11 protein-coding genes are annotated in these 14,226 nt (G+C 63.7%); 3 read left to right on the top strand and 8 right to left on the bottom strand.

Annotation, left to right across the window (positions count from 1 at the left end):
- Window positions 1-5 precede the first annotated feature (5 nt).
- The gene (locus tag FIV09_RS07025) at window positions 6-260 is read left to right on the top strand and encodes a hypothetical protein (RefSeq protein ID WP_152449332.1); all 255 of its coding nucleotides are present in this window, start codon (window positions 6-8) and stop codon (window positions 258-260) included.
- Between the two features lie 327 nt (window positions 261-587).
- Complete coding sequence (locus tag FIV09_RS07030) at window positions 588-2,564, top strand: OmpA family protein (RefSeq protein WP_152449333.1); 1,977 nt, start codon at window positions 588-590, stop codon at window positions 2,562-2,564.
- A 143-nt stretch (window positions 2,565-2,707) separates the two neighbouring features.
- On the opposite strand, the gene FIV09_RS07035 is transcribed toward FIV09_RS07030, so the two are convergent.
- The 6 genes from FIV09_RS07035 to FIV09_RS07060 form a co-directional block, all read right to left on the bottom strand.
- On the bottom strand, window positions 2,708-3,691 hold the full coding sequence (locus FIV09_RS07035; RefSeq protein WP_152449334.1) for a 2-dehydropantoate 2-reductase: 984 nt from the start codon (window positions 3,689-3,691) through the stop codon (window positions 2,708-2,710).
- A gap of 4 nt (window positions 3,692-3,695) precedes the next feature.
- On the bottom strand, window positions 3,696-5,216 hold the full coding sequence (locus FIV09_RS07040) for an acyl--CoA ligase (RefSeq protein WP_152449335.1): 1,521 nt from the start codon (window positions 5,214-5,216) through the stop codon (window positions 3,696-3,698).
- Between the two features lie 76 nt (window positions 5,217-5,292).
- Window positions 5,293-6,807 carry a tripartite tricarboxylate transporter permease gene (locus tag FIV09_RS07045; RefSeq protein ID WP_152449336.1) on the bottom strand — a complete coding sequence of 505 codons (1,515 nt, stop codon included), beginning with the start codon at window positions 6,805-6,807 and terminating at the stop codon, window positions 5,293-5,295.
- A gap of 24 nt (window positions 6,808-6,831) precedes the next feature.
- Window positions 6,832-7,335, bottom strand: coding sequence for a tripartite tricarboxylate transporter TctB family protein (locus FIV09_RS07050; RefSeq protein WP_152449337.1), 504 nt, complete (start codon window positions 7,333-7,335; stop codon window positions 6,832-6,834).
- A 31-nt stretch (window positions 7,336-7,366) separates the two neighbouring features.
- Window positions 7,367-8,338, bottom strand: a complete 972-nt coding sequence (locus FIV09_RS07055; RefSeq protein WP_152449338.1) for a tripartite tricarboxylate transporter substrate binding protein — start codon at window positions 8,336-8,338, stop codon at window positions 7,367-7,369.
- Between the two features lie 125 nt (window positions 8,339-8,463).
- Window positions 8,464-9,276, bottom strand: coding sequence for a universal stress protein (locus FIV09_RS07060; protein WP_254702322.1), 813 nt, complete (start codon window positions 9,274-9,276; stop codon window positions 8,464-8,466).
- A gap of 718 nt (window positions 9,277-9,994) precedes the next feature.
- Here FIV09_RS07060 and FIV09_RS07065 point away from each other — a divergent pair.
- A complete protein-coding gene (locus tag FIV09_RS07065; protein ID WP_152449340.1) occupies window positions 9,995-11,605 on the top strand; it encodes a calcium-binding protein in 1,611 nt (536 codons plus the stop codon).
- A 129-nt stretch (window positions 11,606-11,734) separates the two neighbouring features.
- On the opposite strand, the gene FIV09_RS07070 is transcribed toward FIV09_RS07065, so the two are convergent.
- Both FIV09_RS07070 and FIV09_RS07075 read right to left on the bottom strand, forming a co-directional pair.
- Window positions 11,735-12,997 carry a glycerate kinase gene (locus FIV09_RS07070; protein WP_371417755.1) on the bottom strand — a complete coding sequence of 421 codons (1,263 nt, stop codon included), beginning with the start codon at window positions 12,995-12,997 and terminating at the stop codon, window positions 11,735-11,737.
- Window positions 12,998-13,004: 7 nt separating this feature from the next.
- A complete protein-coding gene (locus tag FIV09_RS07075; RefSeq protein WP_152452416.1) occupies window positions 13,005-14,078 on the bottom strand; it encodes a tartrate dehydrogenase in 1,074 nt (357 codons plus the stop codon).
- Window positions 14,079-14,226: the final 148 nt, after the last annotated feature.

The following is a 14,226-nucleotide window of genomic DNA, read 5'->3' on the forward strand; positions in this document are numbered from 1 at the left end:
ACGCCATGCGTTCCCTGATTGCCGCGATCTTCATCGCAGCTGTTGCGACACCGGTCATTGCCGATAGCACCACCGGAACCGTCCTTGCATTCGACCGGAAGGCGAATGTCATCGTTCTGACCGACAAGACCGTCTGGTCGCTGGAAACCCTCGAAGAGGTGCCAGCGGACCTCAAGGCGGGCGACGTGATCGAGATCGATTTCCGCTCCAACGCCGATAATGGCTGGGACAAGATCAACGCGGTCGTGATCAAAGGCTGATCGCGTCATCGCCGTGTCTGCCGTTGCCGGACAGGCGGGGCGGCACCGAACCCGGCTTTGGTACCCACGAGATATGCCAAGCTGCGCCATCGCTCTGCCGGTGGCGCAGCATCACGGTCTGCAAGGCGCAAGAACGCCTCGCCCGCCGCAAATCCGTCTGCGCGCCCCGTGCCGCCAAAACGGCGATGATCCGCCGCGGAACAATCGGCACGGAACAAATCAGGTGACCCACGGCGTTTTACTCGCGACGCGCACGGGTTGGCCGCTGCGTCCGCTTCAGAAGCGGGGGCGGAGAGGTCGCGTGCGACGCAATTCAGGAGAGTGAAGATGAAAACCGGTATCCTCAAGACAACGACGGCCCTGGCCCTGGTGGCCAGCCTTTCCAATCCGGCGCTTGCACAATCGGCGTTGGATCTGGGCGGGATGGACCCGGCCGCCGCACGTGCGCTTGTCCTTGAAGAACGGGCCGCCGCAGAGGCGGCAGGCAATACCGAGCTGGTCCAAGAGCTCAATGCGATGATCGCGGATCTCGATGCGCAGATAGATGCAGCTTCTGACACCGCGTCCGAGCAGGAGGCTGCACCCGCTGCCGAGGCGGAAGCCGAGCTCGAAGCGGAAGCCGAAGCCGAAGCTGCCTCCGAGGCAGAAGCCGAAACAGACACAGAAACAGAGGCAGAGGCTGAGGTCGAATCCGAGGCCGAGGCAGATCCGGCACCGGCTCCGGAAGCCGCGCCCGAGGCGGCGGATAGCGCCGTTGACGCCTCCGAGCCTGCCGAAAGCGCAGAACCCGCCGAAGGCAGCGCTCCGGCCGATCCCGTAGCGGAGGCCGAAGAGGCACCCGTCGTAGAGGATGCGGAAGCCGCCACTCCCGATGCGGACCCTGCGGCTGAGGCAGGCACGGAAGCCGCAGCCGATGAGGACGCGGATTTGGAAGCCGCCCTCGAAGCCGCTGCTGAAGAGGAGGCAAACTCCGCTTCCGAGAGCGAAGACGCAGCCCCTGCGGCAGAGCAGGAAGACGCGGCTGACGCCGAAGCAGAAGCCGAAACAGCCGAAGACGCCGAAGCTGAAACCGAGGCCGAGGCCGAAACGGAGGCTGAGACCGAAACCGAAACCGCGACCGGCACAGAGGCGGAAACTGAAGCCGCAGACGAACCCGTCTCGGACGTCGTTGACGTCGATCCGCAGGCGCAGGCAGATGCCATTGCCGAAGAGGACGCCGCGGCAAGTGCCGCAGCCGCAGACACCGCCGCCGCATCCGGCGAAGGTGCCGAGGCCGAGGTGGTCGAAGAGACCGTGACCGAAGAGACGGCCCGCTCTTCCGACGAGGAATTCGAAACCTCCATCGCGGAAGGCGATGCCGCGGCCCAACGCCAAGCCAACGACGACGATGACGACGATGACAATGACCGTCAGGACGAGGTTCTGCGGGGTGCGGGTGCCGCACTTCTCGGCCTCGGCGCGCTGGCGGTCGGCGACATCCTGCGTCCGAACGAAAGCGTCGTTTCCGATACCGGTGACCGCGTCGTGGTCGAACGCGACGGGCAATTGCGCGTGCTGCGCAATGACGACGCGCTGCTGCGTCAGCCCGGATCGAACGTGACGACCTACCGGTATGACGATGGCTCCACCCGGACCGTCGTCGTGCGCGAGGACGGCTCCGAGATCGAAACGATCCGGGCTCGCGATGGCCGCGTCCTGCGCCGCACGCGCACGCTGCCGTCGGGCGAAAGCTACGTGCTCTTCGACGACACGCAGACCAGCCAAAGCGTCACGATCAGCGAGTTGCCGCAGCAATCGCAGCGCAATGTCATCAACTTCCGCGATACGGAGCAGGACGATCTGGCTACCGCGCTGTCGCAGCTGGAGGGCGAGGCGCTCGATCGGACGTTCTCTCTCAATCAGGTGCGCAACATCGACCAGGTGCGCAAGCTGATGCCCGAGATCAACGTGGATACGATCAACTTCGAGACGGGCTCCGCCGTGATCCGCGCCGAAGAGGCGGAGGAATTGCGGGCCCTGGGCCGCGCCATCCGCTCGCTGATCGAGGAGAACCCGAGCGAGGTCTTCCTGATCGAAGGTCACACGGACGCGGTGGGCCGGGCGAGCTACAACCTCGCGCTCTCGGACCGTCGTGCGGAATCGGTGGCGCTGGCGCTGACGGAATATTTCGACGTGCCGCCGGAAAACATGGTGATCCAAGGCTACGGCGAAAGCGATCTGCTGGTGCAGACCCAGGAAGACGAGCGTGCCAATCGCCGCGCTGCCGTGCGCCGGATCACGCCGCTGCTGCAAGCCGCCCGGTAAGCCTGATCGCCGGGGCCGCGCAAAATGGCCCCGGCTTCAGCTTGTTCCCGAAAATCAAAGGTCCGCCGTCACGCTGTGGCGGCGGACCTATTCGTATGTAGTCGCGAGCAGCATCTCTGCCGTCCGCGTCTCATTCCCGGCGTTCAGCCGCCGTAGAGACCTGCGGATTTGGCGCGGAGTTTGATCAGCGCGAGGACGGTGTCGATGGTGGGGGTCGGGGTGTCGGTCACGCGGCCCAGCTCCTGCACGGAGCCCACGAGCGCGTCGATCTCCATCGGGCGGCCCTGGTCGAGATCCTGCAGCATGGAGGTTCGGTGCGCCCCCACCGCAGCCCCACCGTCGATGCGGCGGTCGACATCGATGGGGAATTTGACGCCCAGCTTCTCGGCGATCTCCTGCGCCTCGACCATCATCGCGCGCGCCACGGGCCGTGTGCCCTCATCGGTGCACAGCACGTCGAGCGTCGCATGGGTCAGTGCCGAGATCGGGTTGAAGGACAGGTTCCCCCAGAGCTTCACCCAGATCTCATCGCGCAGACGCGGGCGCACCGGCGCTTTCAGCCCCGCCGACGAGAGCGCCTTCGACAAGGCCATCGCGCGCTCGGATTTGGAGCCGTCGGGCTCCCCGAGGCTGAAGCGGTTGCCCTCGATATGCTTGATCGTGCCGGGCTCGCTGACCTCGGCTGCGGGATAGACCACGCAGCCCAGCACCCGGTCCGGGCCGAAGCCGTCCCATTGCGCATTGCCCGGATCGACCGAGGCCAGCCGCGTGCCTTCGAGGTCGCCGCCGATCTTGTGGAAATACCACCAGGGCACGCCGTTCACCCCGCTGACGATGGTCGTGTTCTCGCCGATGAGCGGCTGCATCTTCGGCACGACGGGCGGCACGGAATGCGCCTTCAGCGTGACGATGACGTAATCCTGCGGGCCGAGGTCTTCGGGATTGTCGCTGGCGGTGACGGGCACGGTCACGGGATCGGCCCCTTCCTCGATCAGCGTGAGACCCTTTTCCTTCATCGCCGCCAGATGCGGACCACGCGCGACAAGGCTCACATCGGCCCCGGCCTGCGCCAGTTTCGCGCCCATATAGCCGCCGATGGCGCCCGCGCCGAATACACAGATCTTCATTCGTTTATGCCTTTTCCACGAGGCCGAGCTTTTCGGCGAGCCCGATGCGCTGCAACTTTCCGGTGGCCCCTTTGGGAATTTCATCGAGGATCAGGATCTTGCGCGGCACCTTGAAGGCAGCGAGCCGCTCGCTGGCGAAATCGCGGATGTCGCGATCCGTGGCGGTCTGGCCCTCTTTCAGCACGACGGCTGCGCCCACTTCTTCACCAAGCTTGGGGTGCGGGATCGCAAAGGTCACGCATTGCGCGACCGCCGGGTGATCGGACAGCGTGCCATCGACCTCGAGCGGGCTGATCTTCTCGCCGCCGCGATTGATGATCTCCTTCAGGCGGCCCGTCAGCGCGAGGTAGCCATCCTCGTCGAAGGCGCCCTGGTCGCCGGTGCGGAACCAGCGCTTGCCCTCGGCCTCGAAGAAGTTCTTCTCGTTCGCCTCGGGATTGCCCTCGTAGCCCGGCGTCACGTTCGGCCCGGAGATGGAGATCTCGCCCACGCCGTCGATGAGCCGGTTCTCGATTTCATGCGCGATGCGGACCTCGGGACCGGCGGGCAGGCCCACGGCGCCGGGTTTCTGGCGCCCGGGCTCGATCGGATTGCAGCACATCTGGTGCGCGGCCTCGGTCATGCCGTAGGCCTCGACCACCGGCGCGCCGAAGGTCTCGGCCAGCTGCGTCATCACCGGGCCCGGCAGGGAGGACGAGGACGAGCGCAGGAAGCGCAGGCGCGACGCCTCGATGATCTCGCGGTTGCGCGGCGCGCGGGCGAGGATCGCCTGATGCATGGTCGGCACGGCGGTGTACCAGGTCGGGTTCACCTCTTCGAGCCAGCTGAAGAACTTGAGCGCATCGAAGCCCGGCGCGCAGCTGATCGACGCGCCCACGGCAAGCGAGGCGCTGACGGCGGCCACGAGGCCATGGATGTGGAACAGCGGCATCACGTTGAGGCAGCAATCGTCCGAGGTCAGCGCGAGGGACGTCGCAATATTCTGTGCCGAGGCCGCGATGTTCGATTGCAGGAGCGGGACGATCTTGGGCCGCGAAGTGGTGCCCGACGTGTGCAGGATCAGCGCCACGTCGTCCTTGGTGGGATCGCTGTCGGCGGCATCGCCGTTGGCATCTGTCGACAGCGTGAAACTACCCGCAGGCTCTGTTGCGGTCAGCTCGATCACGGTCAGGCCGAAGCGATCTGCCGCCGCGCGGGCAGGGCCGTCATAGCCCGCCTCGACGATGATGGCCTTGGCTTTCAGATCCTCGAGATAGAAGGCGAATTCGTCTTCCTTGTAGGCGGGATTGAGCGGCGCTGTAGTCGCCGATTGCGCCACGGTAACGAAGGCCGCAGCCATTTCCGGCCCGTTCGGCAACACGATCGCCACCCGGTCTGAGGCCGCCACACCCGCTCCGCGCAACACGCCCCGGACGTCCCCGGCAAGGGCCTTCAGCCCGCCGTAGTTCAACCATTCCCGACCCGGCGCCCCCAGCGCGGGCGCGTCATCGTTCTGGCGTCCGATCAGCTCTGCAAGTGTCTGCATAACATCCCTCGTTTGACTTCTTGATTGTTGGTATCCCCGGGCGCATTGCCCGGTTCGATCCTGTGTTTCTGCGCGCTCATGCCTTCAGTTCGGTCTTCTTCTTAACACGCAGAAGCTTGAATGCCGGCAGAAGGATCAGAAAGATCGCAATTACCGTAATCGGCGCGGCAATGGGCCGGGTGAAGAAGATCGACGGATCGCCCGAAGACAGAAGCAGCGATTGCCGCAAGGTGGGCTCCGCAATGGGGCCGAGCACGATCGCGAGGACCGCAGGGGCCAGCGGATAGTCGAATTTCCGCATGAAGAACGCGCCCAGCCCGAAGATCACGATGAGCCAGATATCATGCATGCTGCGCGCGGCAGCGAACCCGCCGATGATCGACAGCACGAAGATGAGCGGCGCGAGGATCGTGAACGGCATCCGCAGCATCGCTACGAAAAGCGGGATGAAGGCGAGGTTGATCAGCAAGGCGGCAAAGTTCGAGATGTAGAACGACCCGATCAGGCCCCAGACAAACTCGCTTTCATCGACGAAGAGCCGCGGGCCGGGTGTCAGCCCCCAGATCACCATGCCACCCAGAAGGATCGCCGTCGTGGGCGAACCCGGAATACCCAGCGTAAGCATCGGCAGCATGGAGCCCGTGGAGGCGGAATTGTTCGCGGCCTCGGGTGCGGCCACGCCGTCGGGCGTGCCGGTACCGTATTCCTTGGGGTTCTTGGCCACCATCTTGGCCACGCCATAGGACATGAGCGAGCCGGGCGTCGCACCCGCGGCAGGCAGAACGCCCACGAAAAAGCCCAGGAAGGAGCCGATGGTCGTGCCTTTCCAGCCGCGGCGCGTGGCCTCCCTGGTGTCAGAGATCATACCCTTCACCGACATCTTCGGGTTGGTGGTGGTGATCTCGCCGCGCGTCTGTTCGATGGTCCAGAGCATCTCGCCGATGCCGTAGACCCCGATGGCCAGAACGATGAAGCTGATCCCGCGCAGGAAGCCGGAAATGTCGAAAAGCACAAGCCGCGGCTCGCCCGAGATCGTGTCGAAGCCTACCGTGGCAAGGACAAGCCCGAAACAGATGGAGAAGATCGTCTTCGGGATGTCATCGCCGCCAAGGCCCACGAAGGTGGCGAAGGCCAGAAGCATCAGCGCGAAGATCTCGGGCGGCCCGAAGGACAGCGCGAGCCCGGCGAGAAGCGGCGCGAACAGCGTGAAGAGAACATTCGCCACCGTGCCGCCGACAAAGGATGCGATGGCCGCTGTCACAAGCGCGAGGCTGGCCTTGCCCTGCATCGCGAGTGGCCTGCCGTCGAAGGTGGTGGCCACCGCCGTCGACGCGCCGGGAATGCCCAGCGTGACCGACGAAATCGCGCCTCCATACATCGCGCCGTAATAGATCGCGGCCAGGAAAATGATCGCGGAATCGGGCGGCACGAGGAAGGTGATCGGCAAAAGGATCGCCACGCCGTTCACGGATCCGAGCCCCGGCATGGCGCCGATGAACAGCCCCACCGTGACACCGATCATGATCAGCATGATGTTGATCGGCTGAAGCGACAGCAGGACGCCGTCGGCGAGGAAAGACAAAGTTTCCATGTGGGACCTCTGGATGGGGCGGCGTCAGTAGATGATGTCGTACATCACGTCGAAGAAGGGCTGCGTGAACGCCATGCCCTGCGGCATGGAAATCATCATCGCGCCTTCGAAGAAGAAGAACAGAAGGATGGGCAGACCGATGGCCATGATCAGGGTCAGCCACCATGAATGCCGCCCGAGAATGCGCAGGTAATAGAGCAGGAAAAGCGCGATCGCCCCGTACATGGAGACAACCGAAATGAGCGCGACGAAGCCCACGACGCCGCCACCCACGAGAAAGACGGTGCGCCAGCCGAAATCGTCCATCATCGGCTCGTCGGATTGCGAGGCCGGGCTTTTGCCGCGCCACCAGTTGATGGCAATGGCGACGCAGCTCAGGAACATCACCGCCGAGAGCCAGAATGGCCAGAAGCCACCGCCGGGCCCTTCGCCCCGGATGTAGCCGACGGGAAGCTCGGTGGCCTTCCACATCAGGTAGATGGAAAAAAGGGCAAAGAGCCCTGCGAGAGAGATCTCACCACGACGCATCTTTGCCCCCTTTCATTGCCTTGAATTGGCCTTAGCTGCCGATGTCAGAGAGAAGCTGCTGGTGGTTTTCCACCTGCGTGGCCCAATAGGCGCGGGTCTCTTCCTCGTTCATCGGCAGGGGCGAGAGGCTCTCGGAGACGAGGTAGTTCTGCCATTCCTCGCTGTCGTAGACCTTGCCGAAGACATCGCGGTAATAGGCCGCGGCCTCGTCCGACATGCCCGGCGCGCCGACGATGGCCCGCTGGTTGTAGTACGAGAAGTCGTGGCCCTTTTCCTTCATCGTGGGTACGTCCGGATAGGCCTCCATCCGCTCATCCGAGAAGGCCAGAAGAGGGACGAAATCGCCCGACTCGTAGAAGCCCTTGGCCTCGGCGGGGTTGTTCACCGTGGCCATGATCTGCTTGCCCGCGAGATCCTTGGCGACCGCGCCACCACCATCATAGGGGATGTACTTGATATCGAGGTCGTAGGCGCCCGACATGTAGGCGATCACGATGCTGTCCTCCTGGCCCGATCCCGTGCCGCCCATGACGTATTCGCCGTCCATGGACTTCACCTCTTCGACGAATTCCTCGAAGGTGGTGATGCCGCTATCGGCGTGGACCCAAAGCACGAAGGGATCGACGCCCATCATGGTGATCGGCGTGAAGGTCTCGATATCCACACCGAGGCCATCCTGCCGGATCGGGGTCGTGTAGAAGGAATTCAGCGTGACCATCAGCGTGTGATCCGCGTCGCGCGCATTCATGAGGTGGAGAAGGGCTTCCGCGCCCGACCCGCCGCCGCGGTTCGTCGGCACGAGCGGACGGTTCGTCATGTCCTCGGCTTCCACGACCGATTGCACGAAGCGTGCGATCTGGTCGGCGCCGCCGCCCGGACCTGCCATGATGGTGAAATCGATGGGGCGTTTCGGCTGCCAATCCTGGGCCATCGAGGCCACGGGCAGGGATGCCAGCAGGGTGCTGGCGGCAGCGCCCAATAATGCTCTCTTGGTCAGTGTCATTCGTCGTCCTCCCTTTGAACGTCCGGTGTCCCGGACCAGTGGTTCGCGTCCTTCGCGAGTATCCCTTCCTGCGTAACCGACCCCCGACATGTCGCGGTGCTCGGATCCGGTGCAGGCGCAGGAATTCAGTGCGCCATCAGGACCGCCATCTCTGTGCGGTCCACGATGCGTTCGGTATTTCCGCCGAAGAGAATCTCGGTCTCGTGGCTGTGGCTGTAGGCGCCGGTGACCAGCAGGGTCGCGCCGATCTCCTTGCAGGTCTTGAGAAGGGCCGTCGCGGGATCCTTGCCGTCCATGCGTACCAGTTCGGCCTTGATGCCGCGCAAAGCGTAATACTCTGCCAACTCGTCCGCGCCGGGCCCGTGGGGTTCGCCCTTGCCACCCGTGAGGATGGTCACGCGCTTGGCCATCCCGACAATGTCCAGCGACGAGGCCACGGCGCGTGACGCGGGCAGGGAGCCGTTCCAGCCGATCGCCACGTGATCCGCGAAGGTCGCGTCCGGGCGCAATTCGCCGGGGCAGAGCAGAACCGGACGTCCCGCGCCGTAAAGCGCCGACTTCAGTGAGCTTTGGCCGAGGTTCCGTTCCCGCTGCGGCTTCGGCAGGACGATCACATCGGCGAGCCTGCCCTTGTGGCGCACCATGTCGGCCATCTTCTCGGGCTCTTCGGAAAAGGTGCAGGTGACGCTTCCATCAGTCGCAGCACCTTCCTTCAGCCCATATTCGGCAGCCAGCTTATGAAGGATCTTGCGCAGATGCTCTTCCTGGCGGTCTGCCAGTTCCACGGCCTGGCTCATCATCGTCTTGCGGGCGAATTCAGGCATCGCAAATCCCTGCGGGATCATGTCTTTCGCCTGAACCCGGCAATGCACGACATTGACGCGCGCGCTGTGCCTCTTGGCCAGTTCCGCCGCATGCGCGAGCACGGTTGAGACCATGCCATCCCCTCTCACGGGGACCAAAATGGACTTAATCATCTCACCTGCCTCAAGTCATACTCCCCGCCACTTTCCTTGCGGGTCGCCAGTTTCGACTGGTCGTGTTGCAAGGCCTGTGGCGCTCCGAGGTGCTACATGGAGTGCGCAGGATTATTTCGTCAAGAAGTAATTTTCCATAACTTTCGTGCGGAGGGGATTTTCCCTGATTTATAAGCCATTGTTTAACTGAAATTTTTTAGCATCCCGTCGTATACCGATAAAATGCGGCGTCCGCGCCTCTCGAAGGTGATTCTTGCCTGAGATGCGGCATGTTGCGCGTGCTGCCGGGGCAGGGGGGATGGGAGGCACCGGCCTGACCTCGGACGAAAGCGGCTCGGATCGTCGCGTTCGAGGGCGGTCACCTACCGAGGAGCGGGGGTGTCTCACGCCCGGCGATGAGCGCTCGTCAAACCCTGACGACCTGGCGCGGGTACATGTCGTGCGGGCTCGCAATTGGAAGTGGTCAAAATAACGACTGTAGACTCATATTTTGATTTCCAATTGGGAATTCAGGCCATTAGCCGAAAAATACGAAATACTCGACTTAAACACCCCGTTCGCGCACTCTAATCGTGACGTTGAGGAAGGATTCGAGGCCCATTCATAGCTCGAAAAAACCTCTCAATTTCATCGCTAAAGAATATGCATTTGAATTAGATATATTTCGGAGTGTGGGTAAATGGTGACTGCGGTTGGCTTTCAGGGTGTCGTGAATGGTGTTCAGACCGACCTGGACACATTGGGCGGATATTCCTCCGACATCGGAAGCGTGCTGTCGGGCGCCGAAACCGTCCTTGATCTGCCGGGCGAGCTTGAGGACGAGTTGCGGGATGCGGCTGATACGATCGACCTTCCGAATTCGATTGTGACAGCTCTTGGCGCCGTGCCGTTCGGGATCGGGACAGCCATCCGCCAACTCGACAATGTCGCGAATTCGGTCTCGGGCACGGTGGACGACCAGGCCGATGTTCTGGCCGCTCTGGATGCGTCATGGCAACCGACGCGCAGCATCGTCGACAATGCACAAAGCGTGAATACCACCATCGGCGCGTCCATCTCCGGCCTCGCTACGGCAAATCAGGACCGCGTGGAGCAGGCCGATCTGCTGGTGGCCAGCTTGGGCGATCAGCAGATTTTCGAAGGATCTGAACTGGCTGCGCGCATGGCGGGGTATTCCCAACTGGCCGGAAACTGGAACAGCCTTCTGGATGCAGGGGTGCAACCCGTTCAGGCGGCGCTGTCCGATTTGCAGACCGCCATCGACGCGATCGAGAACGCGGTGCCCAGCCTCAGTGGCGTGTCCAATGCGCTCGACAGCGCGCTTGGGGTCTTCAGCGGTGCTGCGGGTATTGCGAATGACATCGAAGACGCGTTGGACGTGACGATCAACCTGCCGTTTCCGCTGCCCGACATCAATGTTCTCGATGTCCTGCAAACGATCACCGAATGGATCGATACGATTGTCGGGATCGTGGAAGACTTCGTAATCGATGTGCTTGCGGATATCGGCATCGACATCCGCGGCGTGTTCGACTCCATCGCCGACGAGATGCTGGGGTTCCTCGACCCGTTCTTCGATCAATTCGACGTGCTGGGCGAGGCCGTGGCACCACTCTTCCAGAACCTGACCAGCGCCATCAGCACCTTGCAGACCGCCTTCGCCGATCTGGTGGCAGATGCTGAGGAGATTGTCGGATCGCCCCAGCTTCTCGACAACGTGGTGGTGGGGCTCGACACGGGCGACGCGCCGAACCCCGCCGACACCCTGACCGGCGATGGGGCTTCGAACGCCATGTTTGGTCTTGCCGGTGACGACAACCTGCGCGGGGGTGTGGGGGACGATTTCCTGTTCGGGGGCACCGATAACGACACAATGATCGGAGGCGCTGGCAATGACGAGATGTTTGGCGGCGCGGGCAACGACGTGGTGCTGGGCGTCGCGGGCGACAACCTTTACGACGGTGGGGCGGGCGATGACCGCCTGATCGCGCAGGACGGAGACGACACGCTGATCGGCGGCGCCGACCGCGACCTGATCGTCAGTGGCGGCGGGGCGGACAGTTTCGTGTTCATGGCCGGTGCCGATACCGACATCGTTGTTGATTTTCATAACGATATCGATACCTTGCTGGTCGATGCGGATTTGGCGGGTGGCCTTGGCGCTGCCGATTTCGTGCAGCAGAACGCGATCACTCTCAACGGTTTCACAGCATTGAAGGTGGATGACGATGTCATGATCCTCTTGGGCGTGACCAAGGATCAGCTGCAGAACGATATCGAGTTCATCTAGAAACTGACGGTGCGGGTCCAATGCGCGTCCTTGCGCTGGATGGTCCGCGGGCGGCCGCGTCATAACGCACTGTTTGAGCTGGACCGTGCTCAGCCACGCCCCTTGATCCTATGGTGCCGCGCGATGGTGTCAGCCCCGGATCAGAATGGCCCGGAAATCGTTCACATTGGTCAGGGTCGGCCCCGTCTCGATCAGACAGCCCAAGCGCTCGAACACGCTGAAACTGTCATGCGCCGCAAGCATCTGACGCGCATCGAGGCCTGCGAGGGCTGCGTCCCTCGGAAAGCCCGCGTTGATGATCGCCCCGGCCGCGTTCTCGGTCCCGTCGATGCCGTCCGTGTCCGCGGCAACGGCGCAGATGCCGTCATGGCCATTCAGCGCGAGCGCGAGGGACAGCAGGAACTCGGTGTTGCGCCCCCCGCGACCGGGCTTCGTGTCGCCGACTGTCACGGTCGTCTCCCCGCCGGAGATCAGAACCGCAGGCGGCGCAGCAGGCGTTCCGTGGCGCGCCACAGCCTTGGCCATCCCGGCCATCACGGTGCCCAACTCGCACGCCTCTCCCTCCAATGCATCCCCCAGGAGAACTGGCGTTACGCCCGCGGCTCGCGCGACCTCTGCCGCGGCCTCAAGCGAGGCTTGCGGCGTTGCGATCAGGCGATAATCAGGCTCGAAGGGTTCGGCATCCGGGGAGGGGGCACGCAGCATGTCCTGCGCGGCCTTGGGCAGCGACGCGCCGAGTTTGTCGGCGAGATAGGACAGGTCTGCCTGCGCCGTCGGGTCGGGCACGGTCGGCCCGGACGCGATGGCTTCAGGGTCGTCGCCGGGCACATCTGAAATCGCGAGCGTCACGAGCCGCGCATCTTTCGCCGCGCGCGCAAGTCCGCCGCCTTTCACCTGCGAGAGGCGGCGGCGCACCTTGTTCATCTCGGAGATCGACAGACCGGAGGCCAAGAGGAGCCGGTTCACCGCAACGAGATCGTCGAGGGTCAGCGGTGGCCGGGGCAGAGACAGCAAGGACGAGCCGCCTCCGGAGATCAACGCGAGAACCAGGTCGTTCGGCCCCGCCTTGGCCGCTTCCTCCATGATCTCCCGGGTCGCAGCCTCTGCCGCGGCATCGGGCACCGGGTGGGCGGCCTCTCGGACGGTGATCCGATCGGTCGGGACCGCATGCCCGTAGCGCGTCACGACGACGCCCGTCAGATCGACATCGGGCCAGGCCTGCTCGACCGCGCGCGCCATGGAGGCCGCCGACTTCCCGCCGCCCACGACGATGCAGCGCCCGCGCGGCTTCTCGGGCAGGTGGGACGCCAGGACCCGCGCCGGATCCGCCGCGCCGATGGCAGCATCCAGCATCCGCCGAAGCAGGTCTTGTGCATCATCGTCGGTCATCATCTACCGCTCAGATATTCTCGCCGCGGATGGCTTCGCACACGGCGTCGGTGACTTCCTGCGTGGTGGCCGTGCCGCCCACATCCGGTGTCATGATCCCGTCGGCGCAGACTTTCTCCACCGCGCGCATCAGGCGTTCGGAGGCATTCGCTTCGCCCAGATGGTCGAGCATCTGGCTTGCGGTCCAGAAGGTGGCCACGGGATTTGCGATGCCCTTGCCGGTGATGTCGAAGGCCGAGCCATGGATCGGCTCGAACATGGAGGGATAGCGCCGTTCGGGATCGATATTGCCCGTGGGCGCCACGCCGAGGCTGCCTGCCAGCGCACCGGCGAGGTCCGACAGGATGTCTGCGTGCAGGTTGGTCGCGACGATGGTGTCGAGGCTCTTGGGATCCTTGACCATGCGCACGGTCATGGCATCGACCAGCATCTTGTCCCAGGTCACGTCCGGGAAATCCTTGGACACCTCGGCCGCGATCTCGTCCCACATCACCATGCCAAACCGCTGGGCGTTGGACTTCGTCACCACGGTCAGGAGTTTCCGGGGCCGCGACCGGGCCAGTTCGAACGCATAGCGCATGATCCGCGTGACGCCGGTGCGGGTGAAGATCGACACTTCCGTGCCGACTTCCTCGGGCATGCCCTGATGCGTGCGTCCGCCATTGCCGGAATATTCCCCCTCGGAGTTCTCGCGCACGATGACCCAGTCGAGATCACCGGGGCCGACACCGGCCAGAGGCGAGGTGATGCCCGGCAGGATCTTGGTCGGGCGCACATTCGCATATTGGTCGAAGCCCTGGCAGATCGGCAGGCGCAGACCCCAGAGCGTGACGTGATCCGGCACATCGGGCGCGCCCACGGCACCGAAGAAGATGGCGTCGAAATCCTTGATCTCGTCGCGTCCGTTCTCGGGCATCAGCGCGCCGGTCTTCTTGTAGCGCTCCGAGCCCCAGTCGAATTCGGTGACGTCGAAGGTGAAGCTACCGTCGCGCCGGGCCAGTGCCTCGAGCGCCTGCAATCCGGCGGCGATCACCTCTGGGCCGATGCCGTCGGCCGGAATCGAGGCGATCCTGTAGGTCTTCACCGCATCACCTGCCGCGTGTGATTGGCCGGACGGCGCAGTCGCGGGCTTGCCCTCTGTCAGGATCGTCATGCTGTTTCCTCCTCGTCAACACGTGTTTGCGCGGAAGCGTACAGGCAGGCGATTGCGCTTCTCAATTCCACGTCGATTA

Origin of the sequence: Roseivivax sp. THAF197b, from assembly GCF_009363255.1 — a bacterium.
Classification (GTDB): Bacteria; Pseudomonadota; Alphaproteobacteria; order Rhodobacterales; family Rhodobacteraceae; genus Roseivivax.